Annotated in this window: 20 protein-coding genes; 12 read left to right on the top strand and 8 right to left on the bottom strand. The window is 40.9% G+C overall.

Features of this window, described 5'->3' with window-relative positions; all coding sequences use genetic code 11:
- Positions 1–162: 162 nt before the first annotated feature.
- Positions 163–315: a hypothetical protein gene (locus tag GSQ19_RS16835; RefSeq protein ID WP_153228411.1), complete on the bottom strand. Its 153-nt coding sequence runs from the start codon at positions 313–315 to the stop codon at positions 163–165.
- Between the two features lie 286 nt (positions 316–601).
- On the opposite strand from GSQ19_RS16835, the gene GSQ19_RS16830 reads away from it, so the two are divergent.
- From GSQ19_RS16830 to GSQ19_RS16790, 9 genes are all read left to right on the top strand, one after another.
- Positions 602–1,747, top strand: coding sequence for an ABC transporter ATP-binding protein (locus GSQ19_RS16830; RefSeq protein ID WP_011319087.1), 1,146 nt, complete (start codon positions 602–604; stop codon positions 1,745–1,747).
- Positions 1,747–2,829, top strand: a complete 1,083-nt coding sequence (locus GSQ19_RS16825; protein WP_011319086.1) for a polyamine ABC transporter substrate-binding protein — start codon at positions 1,747–1,749, stop codon at positions 2,827–2,829. The genes GSQ19_RS16830 and GSQ19_RS16825 overlap by 1 nt, the downstream gene beginning before the upstream one ends.
- Positions 2,830–2,875: 46 nt before the next feature.
- Positions 2,876–3,769 carry an ABC transporter permease gene (locus GSQ19_RS16820; RefSeq protein WP_011319085.1) on the top strand — a complete coding sequence of 298 codons (894 nt, stop codon included), beginning with the start codon at positions 2,876–2,878 and terminating at the stop codon, positions 3,767–3,769.
- 591 nt (positions 3,770–4,360) lie between these two features.
- Positions 4,361–4,594, top strand: coding sequence for a Nif11-like leader peptide family natural product precursor (locus GSQ19_RS16815; RefSeq protein WP_011319084.1), 234 nt, complete (start codon positions 4,361–4,363; stop codon positions 4,592–4,594).
- 808 nt (positions 4,595–5,402) lie between these two features.
- Complete coding sequence (locus GSQ19_RS16810; RefSeq protein WP_011319083.1) at positions 5,403–6,215, top strand: DUF1194 domain-containing protein; 813 nt, start codon at positions 5,403–5,405, stop codon at positions 6,213–6,215.
- 379 nt (positions 6,216–6,594) lie between these two features.
- Positions 6,595–8,043, top strand: coding sequence for a F0F1 ATP synthase subunit beta (gene atpD, locus GSQ19_RS16805; RefSeq protein WP_011319082.1), 1,449 nt, complete (start codon positions 6,595–6,597; stop codon positions 8,041–8,043).
- Between the two features lie 108 nt (positions 8,044–8,151).
- Complete coding sequence (atpC, locus tag GSQ19_RS16800) at positions 8,152–8,565, top strand: ATP synthase F1 subunit epsilon (protein ID WP_011319081.1); 414 nt, start codon at positions 8,152–8,154, stop codon at positions 8,563–8,565.
- Positions 8,566–8,714: 149 nt separating this feature from the next.
- The gene (locus tag GSQ19_RS16795) at positions 8,715–9,500 is read left to right on the top strand and encodes an MBL fold metallo-hydrolase (protein WP_011319080.1); all 786 of its coding nucleotides are present in this window, start codon (positions 8,715–8,717) and stop codon (positions 9,498–9,500) included.
- A 196-nt stretch (positions 9,501–9,696) separates the two neighbouring features.
- Positions 9,697–11,220: an energy transducer TonB gene (locus tag GSQ19_RS16790; protein ID WP_011319079.1), complete on the top strand. Its 1,524-nt coding sequence runs from the start codon at positions 9,697–9,699 to the stop codon at positions 11,218–11,220.
- A gap of 166 nt (positions 11,221–11,386) precedes the next feature.
- Here GSQ19_RS16790 and GSQ19_RS16785 read toward each other — a convergent pair whose 3' ends face one another.
- From GSQ19_RS16785 to GSQ19_RS16765, 5 genes are all read right to left on the bottom strand, one after another.
- The gene (locus tag GSQ19_RS16785) at positions 11,387–12,697 is read right to left on the bottom strand and encodes a DUF58 domain-containing protein (protein WP_011319078.1); all 1,311 of its coding nucleotides are present in this window, start codon (positions 12,695–12,697) and stop codon (positions 11,387–11,389) included.
- Between the two features lie 62 nt (positions 12,698–12,759).
- Positions 12,760–13,710 (bottom strand): AAA family ATPase, encoded by a 951-nt coding sequence (locus GSQ19_RS16780; protein WP_011319077.1) that lies wholly within the window; start codon positions 13,708–13,710, stop codon positions 12,760–12,762.
- A 493-nt stretch (positions 13,711–14,203) separates the two neighbouring features.
- Positions 14,204–15,289: a DUF4350 domain-containing protein gene (locus GSQ19_RS16775; RefSeq protein WP_011319076.1), complete on the bottom strand. Its 1,086-nt coding sequence runs from the start codon at positions 15,287–15,289 to the stop codon at positions 14,204–14,206.
- Positions 15,286–15,891 carry a DUF4129 domain-containing protein gene (locus GSQ19_RS16770; protein ID WP_011319075.1) on the bottom strand — a complete coding sequence of 202 codons (606 nt, stop codon included), beginning with the start codon at positions 15,889–15,891 and terminating at the stop codon, positions 15,286–15,288. The genes GSQ19_RS16775 and GSQ19_RS16770 overlap by 4 nt, the downstream gene beginning before the upstream one ends.
- A 39-nt stretch (positions 15,892–15,930) precedes the next feature.
- Positions 15,931–16,419, bottom strand: a complete 489-nt coding sequence (locus GSQ19_RS16765; RefSeq protein WP_011319074.1) for a DUF2243 domain-containing protein — start codon at positions 16,417–16,419, stop codon at positions 15,931–15,933.
- A gap of 169 nt (positions 16,420–16,588) precedes the next feature.
- Between GSQ19_RS16765 and ybiA the strand changes: the two genes are divergently transcribed.
- Entirely contained in the window at positions 16,589–17,062 is a 474-nt protein-coding gene (ybiA, locus tag GSQ19_RS16760; RefSeq protein WP_011319073.1) for a riboflavin biosynthesis intermediates N-glycosidase, read from the top strand.
- A gap of 128 nt (positions 17,063–17,190) precedes the next feature.
- On the opposite strand, the gene GSQ19_RS16755 is transcribed toward ybiA, so the two are convergent.
- Positions 17,191–18,081 (bottom strand): alpha/beta fold hydrolase, encoded by an 891-nt coding sequence (locus GSQ19_RS16755; RefSeq protein WP_011319072.1) that lies wholly within the window; start codon positions 18,079–18,081, stop codon positions 17,191–17,193.
- A 14-nt stretch (positions 18,082–18,095) separates the two neighbouring features.
- On the bottom strand, positions 18,096–18,593 hold the full coding sequence (locus GSQ19_RS16750) for a HugZ family pyridoxamine 5'-phosphate oxidase (RefSeq protein ID WP_011319071.1): 498 nt from the start codon (positions 18,591–18,593) through the stop codon (positions 18,096–18,098).
- A gap of 152 nt (positions 18,594–18,745) precedes the next feature.
- Between GSQ19_RS16750 and GSQ19_RS16745 the strand changes: the two genes are divergently transcribed.
- Together GSQ19_RS16745 and GSQ19_RS16740 are read left to right on the top strand one after the other, a co-directional pair.
- Positions 18,746–20,227, top strand: coding sequence for a CIA30 family protein (locus tag GSQ19_RS16745; protein ID WP_011319070.1), 1,482 nt, complete (start codon positions 18,746–18,748; stop codon positions 20,225–20,227).
- A gap of 72 nt (positions 20,228–20,299) precedes the next feature.
- Complete coding sequence (locus GSQ19_RS16740) at positions 20,300–20,644, top strand: hypothetical protein (RefSeq protein WP_011319069.1); 345 nt, start codon at positions 20,300–20,302, stop codon at positions 20,642–20,644.
- Positions 20,645–21,218: the final 574 nt, after the last annotated feature.

Raw genomic sequence — 21,218 nt, 5'->3', positions numbered from 1 at the left:
ATTAGAGAATTGCTTAGATAATAATATTTGTATGCAGTTAATTGTCCTATATTTTTATTACCCTATTTAGGGTGATAGCACCTAATAAATCTAGCTATGGCAAGTTATTTTAAATCAGTTCTGTACATCTTGAACTAGTCCTGCATTTTGTTTTTTGCATGGTTAGTGTTGATTGGTAATGGGTAATTGCCCTGTTAATGTAGTCTCTGCATCTTTATCTATTGGGAGTAGAAGCAGCAAGCAAGTGTGACGAGGATGAATGATAACGCTACGGTCTGATTCCATATTTGAACCTGGGACGATTCTACTTATCATAGGTCACTCCACCAATGGCAAAAGAAGCGGGTACAACAAGATGAGTGGTCTGTGATTAGGTATAAATATACAGTGCAGAGGCATAAGACAGGTAAAAATTCCCAAAAAGTCGGTAACTTGTATATAATTCCCAAAAATTCCTACACCTCTTCAACTTGTAACAATCTAGTCAGTGTATTTATAAACAAATCTTTTTAGCAGACTACAATGAACCAAAGGCTATGAAGAGTTTGCTTAATCGACTACATTAATACACAAAATCTCGTAAGATCACGGCATTCTACTGATGAATATGGCTCAAACTGTCACGCAGAATCCCAGGGGCGTAAAAACACTTCTACCCCTCGATGTTGAACTACGTAACGTGTTCAAGTTTTTCAACCAAGAACCGGCGGTACATGGAGTGGACTTAGATGTAAAACAAGGGGAATTCTTTAGTATTCTCGGCCCTTCTGGTTGTGGTAAGACAACGACACTACGTTTAATAGCCGGATTTGAACAAGTTGATGCTGGTAAATTATTGATTCAGGGTCAGCCGATGACCAATATTCCCCCTTACCGCCGACCAGTTAATACAGTATTTCAAAGTTACGCTCTATTTAATCACCTTAACGTCTGGGATAATGTTGCTTTCGGGTTGCGGCTGAAGAAATCCCGGAAATCAGAAGTAGAAAGCAGAGTTAAAGAGGCTTTAAAACTGGTAAAAATGGAAAGTTTGCGATCGCGCTTTCCTAGTCAACTGTCCGGTGGTCAACAGCAGCGCGTTGCTTTGGCTAGGGCTTTGGTGAATCGTCCGGCTGTGGTGTTACTAGATGAACCTTTAGGGGCGTTGGATTTAAAGTTACGTAAGGAAATGCAGGTTGAGTTATCAAATTTACATAAAAACCTGGGTTTGACCTTTATTATGGTAACTCATGACCAAGAGGAGGCGTTATCTTTAAGCGATCGCATTGCGGTGATGAACCAGGGGAAAATTGAACAAATTGGTACTCCCCAAGAGATTTACGAACGTCCTAAAACTTCCTTTGTCGCCGATTTTATCGGTGATACTAATTTGTTTAGTGGTGAAATCACCGTATTAGAAGCTGAATATATTCAAATTGTTACCAAAACTGGACTCACGATTGTAGTTGCCCGGAATGAAGATACACCCGCAGAATTATTAAAATCTGTAGTTGTAAGTGTACGACCAGAAAAAATTCAACTTTCCCTTTATCCGCCTAGTTCGCTCAATAACTGTTTTGAAGGAAGGCTGATAAATGTCATGTATTTAGGAACTCACGTTAATTATCTTGTCCAATTAATTAACGGCATTAATATTAATGTTTTACAACCTAATACATTTGGTAATTTACCAGACCGTGAAACACCTATTTATGCTTGGTGGGCGGAAAGTGATTGTTTGGCTATTAATCAAATGACTAATGACTAATGACTAATAGAAGAAAATTTCTACAAGGAATCACAGCACTTTCCAGTTTATCTTTAGCAAGTTGTGGCTGGAGGTTAGCTGATGTCAAAGCTTCTAATCCTTCTGCTCGCAGTGACCAATTATATCTTTATACTTGGACACAGTATTCCGATCAGAAACTATTACAAACTTTTAGCGCCCAAACTGGTATGAAGGCGCTTGTTGATGTCTATGATTCTAATGAAGTAATGCTAGCTAAACTCTTAGCTGGAGGTGGCGGTACTTATAGCCTAATTTACCCATCTGATTATATGGTACAGAAGATGGTAGAAAGGGGTTTGTTAAGTGAATTAAAACACGATCGCCTAGTTGGATTAGATAATTTATTCCCACAATTTCAAAATCCTAGTTATGACCCTAAAAACCGCTATAGTATTCCTTTCAATTGGGGCACAACGGGTTTAATCTATAATTCGGAAATTCTCAAAGAAGCACCAGAAGACTGGGAATATCTATGGAAAAATCAAAAGCTCCTCAGTAAGCGTATAACTTTACTCAATGATGTCCGTGAGGTTATAGGTGCGGTGTTGCGGATGTTAGGTTATTCCTATAACTCGCAAAATGAAGCCCAAATTAAACAAGCTTATGAAAAGTTAAGTACACTCAAACCAGCGATCGCTGCTTTTGACACTGATGCTTGGCGCAATCAAATCTTAGCAGGTGATTTGGCATTAGCAATGTGTTACTCAGCTGATGCTACCAAAGTCATTAAGGAAAATCCTAAACTGAAGTATGTTATTCCCCGTAGTGGTTCTTCACTATGGACTGATACAATTGTTATTCCCAAATCAGCGCCCAATTTAGATGGAGCTTATGCCTGGATTAATTTTATTTTACAACCAGAAGTAGCAGCTACCACAAGCGAACGGCTGAAGATTTCTACTCCTAATAATGCTGCATTTGAACAATTACCAAAACAAATAAAAACTAATGAAAATCTATATCCTCCATCTTCAATTTTAGATAAATGTGAACGCATTAGCCCAGTGGGGCCATTTGAGGAAGTTTATGAGCGTTACTGGACGGAATTAACTAGTAGTTAATCAATAGTCAATAGTCAATAGTCAACAGTTAATTACTTTTATAATTGTGAATACAGAAATTCGTGATACTCCAGATGATCTTGCCAACATTCAAAAGTTAAACCGCCGAAAGTTAAATCTTATCCAACCTTTGGCATTGCTAGCGCCGTCTGGTATTTGGTTATTACTATTATTAGTACTACCAACATTGATAATTTTTCAGTTGAGTCTAGTTCCCAATATTAGACCAGGAGATATAGTCAACCCCAGTGGATTGGATAACTATGTCCGCATACTTGACCCCTTATACTTGCAAGTAATCCTGCGATCGCTCTGGTTGGCATTAGGTACAATGGCGATCTGTCTAATTTTGGGTTTTCCGGTGGCGTATTGGATTGCCCAAATTGCACCGCAACGCTGGCGCAATCTCCTGGTAATAGGCTTTGTCTTACCTTTGTGGACTTCTTCTCTACTCCGTTCCTATGCTTGGATAACCATTCTCCGCCCGACTGGTCTTTTGAACAGTCTATTGAACAGCATCGGTTTACCTACTTTAGAACTACTTAACCGTACACCAGCTGTTTTAATTGGCATGAGTTACAGCCTACTCCCTTACATGGTGTTGATTTTATACGCTTCATTAGAGAAGTTAGATAAACGCTTACTAGAAGCAGCAGCAGATTTAGGCGCAAGTCCCGTCAAGGCTTTTTGGAAAGTCACAGTTCCGCAAATTTCCCCAGGAATCACGGCTGGTTCTCTCCTTGTCTTAATTACAGCCTTAGGGGACTTTATTGACCCAGAATTACTCGGTGGTGCTTCTAGTATGACGGCAGCCAGGCTAGTTTATAACCAATTTCTCGGAGTTACCCAAAACTGGGGCTTTGGTTCAGCGTTGAGTATGACCCTAATTTTGGCTGTGAGTATAGCGATCGCTCTACTGATTAAATTTGGCGATCGCTAGTTTCGATACTTAGTAAAAGTTCCCCAATACTGGGTTATTACGTATTTTTACTTTAATTTTATATGAAATTTATATAAATAAACTTATTTTTTCAGTAAAAACCCTATACATATACTTGGTTATTAGCGCTTCTAGGTTTAGCATAAGAGTACTATTGTGTGTTTCTCCATAGAAGCGATCGCCTTGGCGTGGAAATAATCACTAGACAGATGGTATTCAGTTCTTCAAACTTAAGTTTCTGAAAATACCCAACTATGTAGTGAAGTTTTCGACTCCCTGTTTGTCGTGGCTATTTCTGCATAAATGAAAAAATAGCTAAAATTTTCCGGCAAATGTTTAATCAAATTAGTTTATGGGGGATTTTACACGAAGTTGAATCTATATGCTTATTGATCATAAAAAATTTACCAAGTTGTAAGTATTTTTTGCCTTGAAAGTTCTACTTTAAAGATAATTTCTTGATGATTTTATATTTTGCATTTTAAAGAGTGAATGAAATTTCAACAATTTTGTCTTTAATAACCGGAATTATCTAAAAATTCAAAGTAGTTTTTATTAACTATGAAGATAAATTTTTAACGGAGAAGAATTATGTCTATACAACAAGCAAATGCTTTTTATGAAGCTTTAATGGCTGACGAAATTATTTATGAAAAATACTTTAATAAGTGCTGTAGTCGTAGTTTATTAGGTAGTTACCATTGGGATAAAAAGAAAATAGTCAATTTCGCAGCCACCCTTGGTTATAGATTTACTGAAACTGAATTAGATCAAGTATGGTTTGACAGCGAACCCAGTACCCATGAACAGTTATCATTGGCTTGACTTTAATACTATTCAGGACTAAGGATTTAGAGATTATTTATAAAGTAAATATTAAGTAGTGGCAGTGGCATGACAAGGCTAAAATAGTCCAATAACAGAAGTTCTATCCGCATTCATCTGCGTTTATCTGTGTTTAATTGTTTCCAATCTAATGCGCTAATTTAAGCTTGCCACGCCACTACAATAATCTTATTTTTGCTTTATAAATTCCGCTTCATGCAGAAGGAAAAGGCTTCCCCTGCTCCCTTTCCCCCTGCCTCTTCCGGTCAGAATTTGTGAGAGCGATCGCCGAAACTAACACTCAACCCATAACATATGACCAGCTAATTGAAGGTTGTTAACTATACCATCGAACCTTAATCACAATAATTGCAATGGGTTGTTAAATATTAGTAGAATTACATAGAAAATTTATATTTACCCAAGCTAAGTATTGGGATAAAAAATTATTATAAGCCAGACATAAGCTAGGTTTTGGTTAATAAACTAGCAGACTCAACAATATGTTTTTTGTGTGAAGCTATCGAAATACTACTAGTACATTAAGAATATTTACCCTAGCATTTTGAGTGTCTAGGTGAGGAAAACACGGAGTAAAGTTTTGCCCATAAGTCAAATAAAGGTCAAGAGAACTCTATTTTCGATATTTTTTCAGGGTTGATATTGTGTGCGCGCCGCAAAGTACCTGATTAAACTCTCCTGCAAAAATTTACTGATGAGCGACTGAATCTAAAATCTTCATTTGGACTATTTACTCCAATAGAGTAAGTAATTTCACAGTCGGAACCTACATTTTTGATTTAGCAAGATGAATCTCAAAAAGACTTCATTATTTTTCAGAGCAACCTTCACAACAGTAGCTGGTACCTTGTCGGCTCTGGCTATGTCCACAAGCGCCTATGCTGCTACTCTTGTTGATTTAGAACTATCTCTACTAGTTGATGTATCTGGTAGTGTTGACAGTACAGAATTTCAGCTACAAAGAGACGGCTATGTAAATGCTTTTAGCAATCCTAATCTATTCAACAACTTCATCTCTAAAGGGAATATTGGCAAGATTGCTGTTAACTACATCTACTGGAGTAGCACAAACCAGCAGCAACAAACCGTAGGTTGGACTTTAATTGATAGTGTAGCAGCAGCACAGAATTTTGCTGCGGCGATCAGTGCAGCTCCACGTCCCTTTAGTGGTAACACTGGTATCGGTTCTGCAATTAATTTTGCTACACCCCTCTTCTTCAATAACGACTTTGAAGGCGTACGCAAAGTTATTGACGTGTCTGGTGATGGCTCTACAAATATAGGTGCTAATACAGCAGCTGCCCGCGATGCTGCTTTAGCAGCTGGTGTTGATGCCATCAATGGTCTAGTCATTGGTAACAGCACATCTCTGTTCAACTTCTATAACAATAACGTCAAGGGCGGTACTGGTTCTTTTGTTTTACAGGCTAATACTTTCCAAGATTTTGCTGACACAGTTGAACGGAAACTCAGAAGAGAAATTGTGACAAATCCTCAGGGAACACCCGAACCAGCTACTCTGATTGGTTTATTCGGTCTGGGTGCGTTCGGTATCACCTCAAATCTCAAGCGTAATCGAAAGCAGCCAGTTAAGTGCTAATATCCCAGCACATTAACCAAGCTTCAAGCAACAAACGGCTGTTTCTGAGCAATGCGTAAGTCTGAATGAGAAATAATCATCATTGATTTTTCCGAGGGAAGAGGCTCTGTAGAGAGTCGCTTCTTTTTTGTTTTTGTTGTGGGGCTACAAACACCATACTTAAGCCCACTTCTCTAATGTTGTAAGTCTTAAGAATCAATTTATGATATAGAGTTGGGTCATTCAGTCAAGCTGGTGGGAATAAAGTCGCCGAACTACTTTTTAAGGAATTACTAACGGAACTCTGTCCCCCTCCGGTGTTAGAGTGAAAGATGACATTGCATAATCTTATGTCTTCTAAGACCCATTCTGAAATATAGCTTCAACCATTAGGCGCAGCATGGTCACCACCGCAGAAAAAACAAACATCGGTTACATTACCCAAATCATTGGTCCGGTTGTAGACGTTAAATTCCCTAGCGGAAAATTACCGCAAATCTACAACGCTCTGACCATCAAAGGCACTAACGAAGCTGGACAGGAACTCAACCTCACCGTAGAAGTACAGCAACTTTTGGGCGACAACCAAATACGCGCCGTTGCTATGAGTTCCACGGATGGTTTAGTCCGTGGTCTGGAAGTCGTCGATACAGGCGCGCCCATCAGCGTACCCGTTGGTAAAGCAACTCTCGGACGGATTTTCAACGTTCTTGGCGAACCTGTAGACAATAGAGGCCCAGTTAACAACCAAGAAACTTTACCCATCCACCGTCCGGCTCCCAAGCTCACAGAGCTAGAAACCAAGCCTTCCGTTTTCGAGACCGGGATTAAAGTTGTTGACCTCCTGACCCCTTATCGACGCGGTGGTAAAATTGGTCTGTTCGGCGGTGCTGGTGTCGGCAAAACCGTAATCATGATGGAGCTGATTAACAACATTGCTACCCAGCACGGTGGCGTGTCTGTATTCGCCGGCGTGGGAGAGCGTACCCGTGAAGGGAATGACCTCTACAACGAAATGATTGAATCTGGGGTAATCAACAAAGACAACCTCAACGAATCAAAAATCGCGTTGGTGTACGGTCAAATGAACGAACCACCCGGAGCAAGAATGCGGGTTGGTTTGTCTGGTTTGACAATGGCTGAATACTTCCGTGATGTCAATAAGCAAGACGTACTGTTGTTTATTGACAACATTTTCCGGTTCGTACAAGCAGGTTCTGAAGTATCCGCGCTGTTGGGTCGGATGCCTTCTGCTGTGGGATATCAGCCAACTTTGGGTACTGATGTAGGTCAATTGCAAGAACGGATTACCTCCACTACCGAAGGTTCTATCACCTCAATTCAAGCTGTGTACGTACCTGCGGACGACTTGACAGACCCCGCGCCTGCAACTACCTTTGCTCACTTAGATGGTACAACAGTACTATCTCGTGGTTTGGCTGCTAAAGGTATTTATCCTGCGGTAGATCCGCTAGGTTCCACCTCTACCATGTTGCAACCTAACATTGTTGGTGACGAACACTACAATACTGCTCGTGCTGTCCAATCGACCCTGCAACGCTACAAAGAATTGCAAGACATCATCGCTATTCTGGGTCTAGATGAACTGTCTGAAGAAGACAGACTCATCGTAGCACGGGCCCGGAAAGTTGAGCGTTTCTTGTCTCAGCCCTTCTTCGTCGCTGAAGTATTCACAGGTTCTCCTGGTAAGTACGTGAAGTTAGAAGACACCATCAAAGGGTTCCAGAAGATTCTATCTGGTGAGTTGGATGATCTGCCAGAGCAAGCCTTCTACTTGGTAGGCGACATCAACGAAGCGATCGCCAAAGCCGAAAAACTCAAAGGCTAATTTGTTAGTAGTCAGTAGTCAGTAGTCAGTAGATTTGTATGACTGACTACTGACTATTGGCAACTGGCAACTGACAACTGACAATTGACAATTGACAATTGACAACTTATGACCCTAACTGTCCGTGTAATTTCCCCAGATAAAACAGTGTGGGATGCGGAAGCTGATGAAGTGATCTTACCCAGCACTACCGGTCAGCTAGGTATCCTGAGTGGACACGCACCACTACTAACCGCACTAGATACAGGCGTACTACGAGTACGCACCAGCAAGAGCCAAAATTGGCAAGCGATCGCCCTGTTGGGTGGTTTTGCCGAAGTTGAAGAAGATGAAGTCACCATTCTCGTCAATGGTGGTGAACGCGGCGACACGATTAACCTAGAAGAAGCACGTACTGCTTACAGCCAAGCTCAAACAAAGCTGAATCAAGTACCCGCAGGCGATCGTCAAGCCCAAATCCAAGCTAATCAAGCCTTTAAACGCGCTCGCGCTCGTTTTCAAGCGGCTGGCGGCTTGGTATAAAAAATACAAGCAAAATTATTTAGGGTGGGCGATTTGCTCATCCTTCTTTTTTTGGGCATAGTTCCTCTCGTTGGGGGTGATGGCATTCCGCCCAGCGTTACTGATCGCTGTAGTGTCACAATGATATTAGGCGTTATCTTGCTTTGGCTATGTATTTAACTTGGTTAGACAGCAATAGTTGGTTGCTCGAACTCAGCAATCAGCGAATACTTATAGACCCGTGGTTGGTTGATGCGTTAAGTTTTGGGAATTTAGATTGGCTGTTCAAAGGGTATCGTCCTCAAGAACGCACCATACCAGAAAATATTGATCTAATTCTGCTATCTCAAGGTTTAGAAGATCATGCACATCCACCCACACTGAAGCAACTAAACCATAATATTCCAGTGGTGGCTTCTCCTAATGCGGCGAAAGTAGTGCAAGCTTTGGGTTATAAGTCTGTCACTACCTTGGCTCATGGTGAAAGTTTTACTTTCAATAATCAAATCGAAATTAGAGCTTTTCCTGGTTCACCAATCGGCCCGACTGTGGTTGAAAATAGTTATCTGGTGAAAGAATTAGCCACTAGTTTAACGCTTTACTACGAACCTCATGGCTATCATTCTCCACAGTTGAAACAGTTTGCACCAGTGGATGTTGTAATTACGCCAACAGTTGACTTAGCTTTACCCCTGCTGGGGCCAATTATTAAAGGATATAAAAGTGCATTGGAAGTAGCGCAGTGGTTGGAGCCACAAGTTATGCTTCCTACCGCCGCCGGAGGAGATGTCATCTTTGAGGGATTATTGACAAAAGTCCTCAAAACGGAGGGAAGTGTTGCAGACTTGCGTTTGCTATTCAAAAAAAACAATTTACTTACACAAGTGTTGGAACCAAATCCAGGCGATCGCCTAGAATTACAATTAGCTAAACGCACTTCAGGGACTCCCAAGTAAATAAAAAGTAGGGAGAGCTAGGGAAGCTGGGGAGCAGGGGGAGAAAGAGTTTGCAATTTAGGATAGGCGCGCATTGGCTTAACCAATCTCCAGCACCTAAACTCATAATTCTCTGGAAAAAATAATTGTTTGACTTGATATTTATCAAGGCTCATCTTAATATGGCTAAGTTGGTGAGAATAGGTAGCAATAAGCTATGACATTTTCTGGTTATAATGTCGAGCAACGTTCCAAGGAAGTTAAGGCTCTCCAGTCTTTTTTAACTTACAGTTTCATTGGCTCAATGGCTTTACACATTGGTTTGCTGGCTTCAGGTTTGGGTAACTTTCTGGCACGAATTCCTCAAGTTGAAGAAGAACCGATAGAAATAGCGATCGTTGATCCTGTAACTGCGGAAGTGGAAAAAGCACCAGAGGCAGTTTTGGCAGAACCAAAAATAGATAATGCTTCTGGAGGAGGTTCTCAAGGCGGTGGTGGCGGCTCCAGTAGTGAAATTTCCATTGCCACAAAGCCACAAGTTGTTAACCAGGTACGTCCAGTTCCGAAAGTAGTTGACAATTTCAAAACGCCTCAAGTTCAACAACAGCCTCAAAAGACCATCACTTCTATTGAGAAAGCAGAACCAGTCAATAAGCTTTCGCAAGAAATTGCTACTGAACCGCAAGCACCAACAAAATCAGCAATTGTTAATCCCAGCACAAATCAAAGTAGTGACAACTTAAGACGCTTATTAAGTGGACTAAGAAATTCTCAAACGGTTCAGGGAAATGTGGCAACTGGAACCGGCTCTAGTCTAGCTTCGGGTTCGGGTAGCAGTACTGGTAACGGTATTGGTAGTGGTATCGGTAGAGGTATTGGTAGCGGTACTGGTAACGGTGTTGGTAGCGGTACTGGTAATGGTAGTGGTACTGGTACTGGTAGTGGTACTGGTAACGTCCAAGCGATCGCTACAACATCAACACCACCCAAAATACGTACAGAACCGCGTGAAAACAACAGATCAGGAAATGGTCGTGCAGCTTGCCGCGAGTGTAACGCCAGATATCCAGAAGCTGCTAGACGACGGGGGATTGAAGGCAGAGTAGAAGTAGCTGTTGATACCGATTCTCAAGGTAATGTTACTGGTGCTAGAATTGCCCGTTCTAGCGGTAATCGAGAACTAGACGAAGAAACTTTAAGACAAGCACGTAATTGGAAATTAAAACCTGCTGAAGGTGGTAGACAGGGAGTAGCGATCGCCACTGAATTTGCTCTACAAGGGTCACGACGACACCGCCAAGTCCAAGAACAAAAAAAACGTAGAGAAGCTGAAGCCAGAAGCCAACAAACAACAGCAGCTAATAATGATGCTACAGAAGGAACTCGCAGACGTAGACGTTTGGTGACTTCCACTGAGGCTAATACTCCTGCTCCAACCTCCAGCGAAACTAGAGTTAGACGCACAAGTGAATCTACATCAGAACGCCCTAGTACACCTGCTTCAGCAACAAGAACAGGTACAGCTAGAGAGAGTTTGCGCCGTATCCGCCGGGAGCGTACAACTAATAATTCTGCACAAGAAGCACCCCAAACCCCTACTCCTACTAGACGACAGCGCAGAGAAAATGCTCAATCTGCTAGTCAAGACAAGTTAAGAGCGACTTTACGAGGTTTACGCCAGCCTGCTCAGCCAGCACCCGCAGCACCACCAGCTTCAACTACGCCTGCAAATCAGGAATAAATCAATTCAAAATTCAAAATCAAACTTCTACGACCTACGCACCCAGATTTTTTGTTGAGATCGGGTGTGAGAGTACTGTAGAGACATTGCATACAACGTCTCTACATCATTTATTTAGCGCAACTTCATAGAGAATTGGTATAAGTCCTATAGGTAAATCTCTCCCTTACAGTTGATTACGGGCTTTCAGTTGCAAATATCGATCAACTAACTGATCGGTAATTTGATTGGCTGGTGCATCAAGTACTAAGACACCTTTTTGTTTTAATTGAGCAAAAGCAACTTGTCTTTGCGCCAATAAATCTAAAGCAACTGCACGGTTGTAAGTTTGGCTCACATCTTCCGTAAAAGTATGTGCTAAATTGTCTACCTGTGGATCTCGCAAGGTGACGCAAAAGGGTAAATAGCGTGGTGCTAGTCGAGTAAGTGCGGCGAGGAGTTCAGTAGAGGCGGTGACATCTACTAAATCAGTAATTACTACTACTAATGCGCGACGAGTTTGTTGTCTGACAACATTTGTTACTGCGCCCAAATAATCGGACTCTAATAATACTGGTTGAATCGGTGTCAGATGGTCAATTAGCTTACTTAAATGATGTTGACCTCTTTGTGGTGGTAGCCATGTGTGCATAAGACGGTCAAATACACCCACGCCGACGCGATCGCCACGATGTAATCCGGCTAAAGCTAATGATAAAGCTGCATTTAATCCCCAGTCAAATCGTTGTAATCCTTTGACTCTGGCAGTCATCAACCGACCGCGATCCAATAATATAATTAGGGTTTGCTCCTGTTCTGGTTCCAGTACTCGCACTAAAGGCACTCCCACACGACGGGCGGTAGCTTTCCAATCAATCAAGCGTAAATCGTCACCAGTGCGATAGTTCCGCAATTCGGCAAAATCTGTCCCAATCCCTAACTGTCGTGATTGGCGCATCGAACCAGATGATTGTAGTGTCAAACGAATAGAGAGCGATCGCAATCCAATCAAATCTGGGTAAACTTTCACCTGTACACTTTGGGGAATCTGCCAATCATCCCAAGCTAAACCCCAAGGCGCTAACTGTCGTACCTGAATATTTCCCCAAGAAAATTCCCCGCGCTGTGTTGGGTTGACAGTATATTTGATTTCTTCCTTCCCTTGTGAAGGAATTGTAGTATTTACCGTCAGTGTAGAGACACCAAATCCAGTCGGGTAATAATCGCGGATTTGAACTACAGCCTCAGTCTTTGCTGATGTGATTGACAATATTACGGGGTTATCACGCCCGATAGATAAACGTGCTGGTAATTGACGCTGAACTTCTACCCGCAGAGAACGTACTTGCCGACTATCGACAATCATCAATCCTAAGACGGTGATATCGAATAATAGAGCGATCGCTATACTGGCAGGAATACCAATTAACAATGATAAAATTGGCGCGATCGCTAGTCCCAAAATTAGCAGCAGATAAACCCGTTTAGCTGGAACCATACCCAGAATGTATATTCCTAATTTTGAATTTTGAATTTTGAATTTTGAATTTTGAATTGGTATTACCTTGGTACAGCGACTTGATTAACTACCGCCGCAATTACCGCATCAATTTGTAAACCATCTAGCATCGCTTCTGGCTTAAGAATCAGGCGATGACGTAATAAAGGTGATGCAACTGCTTTAATATCATCTGGAGTCACAAAATCTCGTCCCTCTAACCACGCTACTGCTTGAGAGGTTTGCAACCAAGCACCAGCCGCACGCGGTGACGCACCCAAAGCTAAATCAGGATATTGACGTGATGTCCTCACCAACGCCAACAAATAATCAATAATAGATTCTGATACCTTAACTGCTTTGACGGCCTGCCGTGCCTCTAAGATATCAGTGACTGTTGCTATTGGTTGCAAACTGTTAATATCTGAGCGTCTTGCGGCAAAACCCGCTTGACGATTGAGTAGCATTTGCTTTTCTGCCGTTTGGTCGGGGTAATCTACCACTAGCTTAAATAAGAACCTATCTAATTGGGCTTCAGGCAAAGGATAAGTACCCTCAAATTCCAAAGGGTTTTGGGTGGCAATTACCCAAAACAAATCTGGTAAAGGTAAGCTTTCGCCATCCAAAGTTACCTGCATCTCTTCCATCGCTTCCAGTAACGCTGCTTGCGTTTTTGGTGGAGTGCGGTTAATTTCGTCTGCAAGCAAAACTTCTGTAAAAACAGGGCCTTTTTTCAGGGTGAAATTGCGATTATTTAAATCAAAAATATTTGTGCCTGTAATGTCTGATGGTAAAACATCCGGCGTGAGTTGCACCCGATGAAAATCCGCTTGAATCAACCGCGCTAAAACTTTCACCAACAGCGTTTTACCTGTTCCTGGCACTCCCTCTAAAATGATATGTCCACCCGATAATAGTCCTACCAGTAGCTGTTGTATTAGCTGAGATTGTCCGACAATAACGCGGTTCAGTTTTTCACCAAGGTGAATAAGAATAGGATAGGTTTCACTCATAAGTTTTTTTGGCAGAATACAAGGGATTGGTGAAGATAAATCAATTCAAAATTCAAAAATAGGGAGAAAATAAAAATTAAGTTTTTTACTTAGTACTCAGTACTGTTTCAAGAATACGTTGTGGTTAATTTACCTCATCAAACTCAGAATGGCTACATTATTCGTTTCTAGCAAGCATAAAGAAGTGTTGCGTATTTCAACTTAAAGTGAGTTCGACAGAAGCCAACCCCAACTCCTTGCTTACATTTGCGTAGCTATGTCAGTAGGGTGCGTCAGTGCAATAGAAACTAACTATAGGAATCCGATTTGATTTCTGAAAAATTCTCAGTATCTGTAGGGTGGGCATTGCCCACCACAACCATGAGCCTGTGGGCAATGCCCACCCTACGTGTATTTCAAAAATCAAGTATGAGTCCTAATATACTCAGGCATTATTCATACTGATGCACCTTAGCAAACTATCCGTTTGGGATAATTTATTTTTTGAGTTTCCCTAACTCCCAACCCTTAAGCTACGCCATTTTAACAACCAGTTTAATAGTTCTCTTTCACTCAAGCGGCGTTTCCTATACTGTGGTTTTAATACTGCATCTAGTTCTGTAGCAGATTTACCTGTTTTTTCTGCCCAAATATTCACCAGAGTTTCGGGTTCTAATAACACTGAGCCTAATCCCAAGGCTTTCTGGAGTTGTAGTTGTTCTTCTTTACCCACCATTTCTACAACAAATTCACTAGATTCAGCTTTGTGTAGCACTCCCGCCAAAGCTTGAATATAGGCTTGGCTATTATCAATAACTGGTGTATTCAAAGCTATAGGCTTACCAAAACGGTGATTTTGTCCCCAAATCAGCACCAATAATAAAACACCTGCTTGCACCAGTATTACTATCATTGGGGTTTGAGCAAAATAGCTGATTAAATCACCTTGTCCTTCACTTTCCTTAACATCAGCATCTTTATAGCCGTGAATGTACTCATCTACAAATAAGGTATTGTTTTTCTGGTTGACTAAACTGGCTAAGTATTGAAAATTACTTAAATTATCTTGGTAAGCATTGGCAGCTAAATAGGGAGTGGTAGCGAAAATTACTTGACCTTTTTCTCGCTTCTCTTCCCAGACTACAGCACCGAAGCGATCGCCTAATAAAATTCCTGATTGTTTAGCTTTTTGAAAACGTCTTCTCGTGTCAATTTTAACTTCACCGACGGGTGACGGCTGCATAGTCTGAAAGTTGGCTGCACTTACCCGTGTACGCACACCCAAAATTACTAAATTATTCCCTTTCTCCAGCCATTTTTCTTCATCACGATCTAATTGTGGCTGTCTTAGGTAACCATATACTCGTAAGACTGTAGCGGGTTCTTTCTCATTATTGAGTTGACTTAAAGGTTTTTGCCAGCGTTGGATAGTAATTCCTTGTTTCTGCATAAAAGCATACCAAGCACCATAACCATCGGCGGCGCGATTATAAGTAGAACCACTATTAATTTGTGTATTAGGCGCAGCGATAAAACTCAGTATAATTATCACCCCTAAAGCGATCGCACCCAGCCAAGCAACTCGATTTGAGCGTTTCATTGCTGTACAATCTCCCGGTAGGCTTGCCGACACTGTTCATAATTTTCTGGCAAAATCTCTGCATTGCCGAAACATAATTGCTCGTGAGTAGTAATCACAGTTTCATAAGGTTGGACGGGAGTTGTAGACAAACGTAGCAGTTGCAGATATTCGCTATCAGTGCGACTAGGTTTGTGGAGAATAAGTTTGCTGTCGTGCAAATGCTGCAAGATAGCTAAATAAAGACAACGACAAGCCTCACGATAATTACCTTGATGGTACAGTGCTTGCGATCGCTCTAACCAATTTGCCACAGATAAATCTGGAGTCGATATTTTCGCCTCGTTTTGAGCATAACCTCTGTTATTTAACCATGAAAATACATAAGGGCTAAATGCTACCCATAAACGCCAAATTACTACAGTTAAGAATAAAACTAGTAACGACCAAGATAAAACACTCAAAAGATTAATCACCCACGGAGCAAGTTTCCAGCCAGGACTCAAATTTGGTAATGCTTGCTCAAAGCGGTACGACTGGTATTCTAGCCATTCTCCTACTTGTTGTTGGAACTGAGAAACCTGCCAATTCAAGCTGCTTTTTTCAAAAGTATCGATGGACATAAGTCGCTGGACAAAAAGTTGAGGAATGTAACTACTGAACTACTCACTAATTTCAGTGTTGCCCCTTTGTAGCATCATCCCACCTACCAAGACAAGCAACGCTCCCAAAACCAAGAATCCTAAATCCCAAGCTAACTGATGTACCCCTGGTTTTACGTGATGAATACCCAGAATTTGGTGATTAATTATTCCTTCCACCAGGTTGAATAACCCAGCACCCACAAGCAAAGAACCGCCAAAGGTGCGTGATGACCACACCACATCATCACGTCCTCCAGCCCTCCACAACAATACCACTCCAATTACAGTCAACACCCAATCTAAAGCATGAAATAAACCATCCCATACCATGTTCACATCTATGTTAGAGTCGGTGGTCAAGGGTCGAACGCTGCTTAACATATGGTGCCACTGGAGGATTTGATGCAGGAGAATACCATCTACAAAGCCTCCTAATCCCAAACCTAAAAAAATTCCCGCAGAAATTAGTGGTAAATGCTTACCGAAGTAACCACTATTTGCTTCCATTGTCAACCTCTTAGACTGGATTTTCACCAAAATATGATTTTTGTCTGAAAATATCCTCTATCTTCAGACAAATAATAGCTTTCAATCCCAAGCCGCTCACTTCTTGCCAGCATCTACAGGCATTATAGAAATAGAGATTTATATATCTATAAAAAAGAGCAATTTTTCAATGACTATTTACTTTTATAAGGTTTGGCAGCCTTATGGCTGTTTTTCTAACTTTTCTCCCCATAGCATTGAAATTCAGGGGACTCACTGGTTAACAGTGGAACATTATTATCAAGCGCAAAAGTTTGTTGGCAGTGTAGATGCGGCGATTATACCCGCTATCCGTACTAGCAAAACGCCAGAAGAAGCTGCTGCTTTAGGACGATGTACCAGTCGTCAACTTCGCCCAGATTGGGATTTAGTTAAAACTATAGTTATGCGAGAAGCTGTACTGAAAAAATTTCTGACTCATGCTGATATTAGAGAAGTTCTCTTAAGTACAGGTAACGAGGTTTTGGTAGAAAACTCTTCTTGTGACTATTTTTGGGGCTGTGGAGCAGATAAAACAGGACAAAATCATCTCGGTAAAATTCTCATGAGTGTGCGTGAAGAAATACGTAAACTACAAGTACTTTCTGTGGTTTATAGAGAATAGGGATGAGGGACTATGGCGTTTCCTAATCAGTCATAGATACCCGACTTTTTTAAAAAAGTTGGGTATCTGAACACCCGCAACCTGTCAAAATTAATTGGGTGGACTCATAGCAATTGCTATTTGAAATCTCATACTTTTACATATGGTTGCAATAAGCCGATAATTATTTCTGGTTGTTCTAAATGGGGTAATATTCCTGTGTCGGCGATCGCATAAAATTTTCTAATTATATGAGGATTTAAATTAGCCAAGCGTTGTCCTAATTCAATCCTGGTGAATTGTGCCTTTTCTCCCCAAAAGATAACTGTGGGAGTTATCAATTGTTGAATGTATAAACTCAAGTCAAAGTAAAGGTCGCCTTTTAAAAAAGATAATGCAGCAAACTTGGCATTGGGTTGTTGTGCAGAATATAAATAAGCGTCTACCATTTCCTGCGAAACCCGTTGTGGTTGAGCGAATAAAAAACTTTGCAGAAAATTCCTCACAGCAATTTCATTTTCTGCGCCCAAGGCATAAATAAGATTATCTAATAAAGGTGCATTAATTATCGGTAGTGGTAATCTACGACCAGCACCTTGACCAAAATCATCAAATCCAGAAGGACAGACCAAATAGAGTGAGTCAAACAGGTCGGGCTGAGTAATTGCTAAACGGATAGTGAAAGCAGCCGTTAAGGAAGACGCGACTACCTTGACTGGTTGCTGACAAGTTTGGCTGATAAATTCCGCGATCGCTGTAAGATAGTCTCTAATCTCATAATCCCTGACTGGATGTGCGGATTCTCCCCAGCCAATCAAATCAGGTGCAAGAATGCGGTGTGTAGATGCAAAAGCCGGATAGACTTTAGACCATTCGTAAGCAGACGCTCCCCCGCCAAAATTATGAAGAAACAATAGGGGTGGTAAATCTTCAGAGTCATCATCCCACCAAGGTGCAGCAGTTTGGGTATAGTAAACCATTGCGCCCAAAGATGTGTGGACGACTTTATGACCAAAGCCAGGCGGTTGAAACTGAAGCATAATGTTTAATTTCCCTATCCTTTATCGCCTGTAATGGGGACGAGTGTATCTAAGCGATCGCCACTAATGTGATAAGCTGCACCAAAGCCAATGACAAAACGCCCCTCTTTGGGGGTTAGTTGAAAAATCCGAAAGTCACCCAAGCCCCGTAACACTTCGATAATTTGACCAAAACGCTCTTGGAATTGGTCAACTACTTGATTCCATGTCTGGGATTCACGTTCGATGAGGGTGGCTGTACAATCAAAACTCAAGCGACGACGAGCAAATATTTGATTAGTCTTTGCCTCATCATCAATAAATAAGACATTTACAAGAGAATTAGCTTCAATATTTTTGGTGTGTACGGCAAGGCCACTAACATAAATATAAATATTCTTAGCATCATCTATCACAAAAGGAGCATAACTACCATTGGGAATCCCTTGTTCGCTGATAGTACTAATGATGGCACTTTGAAACTCTTGAATAAAACCTGCATACTCAGCTTGAGCCTTTTCCAGTTGGTTCATAAGTAGATTTCTATTTGATTAATCATAACTACTTAAGTATCCTAACCTGCCTCAGCAAAACACAACTCCTATTTGATTTCTCACTCCTCCTCTCTCTCCACACCCCACCTATCGTTATCATGTAGCAAGATGCTAATTATGAGGACGCAATTGTGGCTGATAAAAATCGTTCTCAATGGAACTTATGTAGGTTTATTGAAACGCTGACTTACTTCGAGGTAATTCCTTTTTTGAATTGGGTGCAGCAATTAATCCAAGGTCGTCCCCAGGATAATCAACCTCGAACTGATGGAGAAAATAACATGGGTGTAATTCTAGTAGCAGGTGCAACGGGTGGTGTTGGTAAACGAGTAGTACGGAAACTCAGAGAACGCGGTGAAAAAGTCCGCGCCCTCGTACGAGACATTGATAAAGCACGGTCAATTCTTGGTGATGATGTTGATTTAGTAGTGGCGGACATTACTAAACCGGAAACATTAACTCCTATGGTTATGGCTAATATCCAGGCCGTGATTTGTTGTACCGCAGTACGCATCCAACCAGTGGAGGGAGACACCGCAGATAGAGCCAAATATTATCAAGGCGTAAAATTTTATCAACCAGAAATTGTTGGTGATACCCCAGAAAATGTCGAATATCAAGGAATTAAAAATTTAGTCACAGCAGCCGCCAATTATTTACCTGCAACTAATGAAAAACTCATATTTGATTTTACCCATCCATCAACAGAGTTAAAAAATATTTGGGGTGCGCTGGATGATGTCGTCATGGGAGGAGTAAGTGCTAGTAATATTCAATTAGTAGAAAATACTGCTTCATTTGCTGGTAATGTCTCTACTGCGAACTCAGGAGGATTCGCATCTGTTAGGACAAGAAACTTTGAACCACCATTCAATTTATCTGGTTACGAAGGTGTGGAATTGCGGGTGAAAGGTGACGGTCAACGTTACAAAATCTTCCTACGGACAGAGACTAAATGGGATGGGCTAGGATACAGCTATTCTTTTGATACTGTAGAGAATACATGGATTAATATCCGTGTTCCCTTTACAGAATTAGTTCCGGTATTTCGGGCAAAAATAGTCCAAGATGCGCCACCTATTGACAGTAGTAGAGTTAGTTCATTCCAACTAATGTTAAGTAAATTTGAATATGATGGTGCTTTAAATCCTAAATTCTCAGCAGGTGGTTTTGCTCTACAGTTAGAATTTATCAAAGCTTATGGTGGAGCAAATACACCAAAATTTGTGCTTGTAAGTTCCGCAGGTGTAACCCGTCCTGGTAGGCCAGGAATTAATTTAGATGAAGAACCTCCAGCCGTTAGATTAAATGACCAACTGGGAGGAATTTTGACATGGAAGTTAAAAGGAGAAGATAGTTTAAGAGCAAGCGGCATTCCTTACACTATTATCAGACCTTGTGCTTTAACTGAAGAACCAGGAAGCAAGGCATTAATTTTCGAGCAAGGTGATAATATTCGAGGCAAAATCAGCCGAGAGGATGTAGCAGAATTGTGTGTACAAGCGCTACAACAAAAGAGATGTAATGTAACGTTTGAGGTCAAGGAAGGGACGAATGTTGCTGAGGTTGTTGATTGGCAACAGTTATTTGTCAATTTAGAATCTGAACGATAAATAATACCAATGAAATAGGGAAGTTGAGGAAATAATTATTTTATAAATCTACTTCCCAAAGGAGTAGAGTAAATGTTGCGTAGATGGTTGTTTGCTGGGGCTTTAGTAATAGTGATTTGGCTTGGATTGTTATCAAGTCCAGCATCATCACAACAAATTGAGTCTCGCCTGAACAATTTGCAAGCTGATTTTAGTCGGGTCTTATCGAGATTAAACCAAATAGAATCTCAGTTGAATCAAAACCGCCAGTCACCATCTTCTCCCAGAACAACAATTACTGTCCCATCAGGTTCCCGCAGAAATATCTCTTTGCAGGAACAGGAGAAAATGTTTGATAGATTAGCAACTTTGGTTGTGGAATTGAAACAACAAGTTAATAAATTAGAGGCGCGAGTGACTAAATTAGAATCGCCTTAATTAATCTGATTTGGTTATTTTTGATGCAGACTGCGCGCACATAAATATCTAAGTACCTTTAGGGTGGGCAATACCCACCCTACGAATCTACATCTGATATATGTCGTGTAGGTTCCGTCAGATAGCTCAAATACTGTTAATAAACAAATTTTTCATATCTGCCCCACCCTACTATTATACCAGGTGTGTAAGTCTTGTATTTAAAGTACTAAATCTGACATTATTTATAGTTTTAAAAGTAATCATTAATACCTTTATTAAAATACCAGTAATTTGGGGCTACCAAATTGCACAAATTTATCTGGATATATACCGCTTCAGATGGAATAAATTTCTTATTATCTACAGTTTATTATTCTCTAACACTTAATTGTAGGACTTAAGTAGGATGTATTTTAAATAGTTCAAATTAATCACACATTAAACGAAAAGACTATTTTGATATTTGGCGATTTACATTAGTCTATGGCATGAAGTATCAAAACAATAGTCCATCACAAAAAAACTTGCTCCAATAACAGAAGTTATCACCCAAAAGTCAGAGGGTAGGATATCTTCGTAATTTTGCAGCTAG

Origin of the sequence: Trichormus variabilis 0441 (assembly GCF_009856605.1) — a bacterium.
Lineage (GTDB): Bacteria > Cyanobacteriota > Cyanobacteriia > Cyanobacteriales > Nostocaceae > Trichormus > Trichormus variabilis.
The sequence above is the reverse complement of the archived record's forward strand: the minus strand, read 5'-3'. Positions and strand labels throughout refer to the sequence as shown.

What these genes read in the sequence shown, in the direction of transcription:
- GSQ19_RS16835 (WP_153228411.1), bottom strand. Translation starts at nt 315, where the DNA reads ATGATAAGTAGAATCGTCCCAGGTTCAAATATGGAATCAGACCGTAGC.
- GSQ19_RS16830 (WP_011319087.1), top strand. Translation starts at nt 602, where the DNA reads ATGAATATGGCTCAAACTGTCACGCAGAATCCCAGGGGCGTAAAAACA.
- GSQ19_RS16825 (WP_011319086.1), top strand. Translation starts at nt 1,747, where the DNA reads ATGACTAATAGAAGAAAATTTCTACAAGGAATCACAGCACTTTCCAGT.
- GSQ19_RS16815 (WP_011319084.1), top strand. Translation starts at nt 4,361, where the DNA reads ATGTCTATACAACAAGCAAATGCTTTTTATGAAGCTTTAATGGCTGAC.
- GSQ19_RS16810 (WP_011319083.1), top strand. Translation starts at nt 5,403, where the DNA reads ATGAATCTCAAAAAGACTTCATTATTTTTCAGAGCAACCTTCACAACA.
- atpD (WP_011319082.1), top strand. Translation starts at nt 6,595, where the DNA reads ATGGTCACCACCGCAGAAAAAACAAACATCGGTTACATTACCCAAATC.
- atpC (WP_011319081.1), top strand. Translation starts at nt 8,152, where the DNA reads ATGACCCTAACTGTCCGTGTAATTTCCCCAGATAAAACAGTGTGGGAT.
- GSQ19_RS16795 (WP_011319080.1), top strand. Translation starts at nt 8,715, where the DNA reads ATGTATTTAACTTGGTTAGACAGCAATAGTTGGTTGCTCGAACTCAGC.
- GSQ19_RS16790 (WP_011319079.1), top strand. Translation starts at nt 9,697, where the DNA reads ATGACATTTTCTGGTTATAATGTCGAGCAACGTTCCAAGGAAGTTAAG.
- GSQ19_RS16785 (WP_011319078.1), bottom strand. Translation starts at nt 12,697, where the DNA reads ATGGTTCCAGCTAAACGGGTTTATCTGCTGCTAATTTTGGGACTAGCG.
- GSQ19_RS16780 (WP_011319077.1), bottom strand. Translation starts at nt 13,710, where the DNA reads ATGAGTGAAACCTATCCTATTCTTATTCACCTTGGTGAAAAACTGAAC.
- GSQ19_RS16775 (WP_011319076.1), bottom strand. Translation starts at nt 15,289, where the DNA reads ATGAAACGCTCAAATCGAGTTGCTTGGCTGGGTGCGATCGCTTTAGGG.
- GSQ19_RS16770 (WP_011319075.1), bottom strand. Translation starts at nt 15,891, where the DNA reads ATGTCCATCGATACTTTTGAAAAAAGCAGCTTGAATTGGCAGGTTTCT.
- GSQ19_RS16765 (WP_011319074.1), bottom strand. Translation starts at nt 16,419, where the DNA reads ATGGAAGCAAATAGTGGTTACTTCGGTAAGCATTTACCACTAATTTCT.
- ybiA (WP_011319073.1), top strand. Translation starts at nt 16,589, where the DNA reads ATGACTATTTACTTTTATAAGGTTTGGCAGCCTTATGGCTGTTTTTCT.
- GSQ19_RS16755 (WP_011319072.1), bottom strand. Translation starts at nt 18,081, where the DNA reads ATGCTTCAGTTTCAACCGCCTGGCTTTGGTCATAAAGTCGTCCACACA.
- GSQ19_RS16750 (WP_011319071.1), bottom strand. Translation starts at nt 18,593, where the DNA reads ATGAACCAACTGGAAAAGGCTCAAGCTGAGTATGCAGGTTTTATTCAA.
- GSQ19_RS16740 (WP_011319069.1), top strand. Translation starts at nt 20,300, where the DNA reads ATGTTGCGTAGATGGTTGTTTGCTGGGGCTTTAGTAATAGTGATTTGG.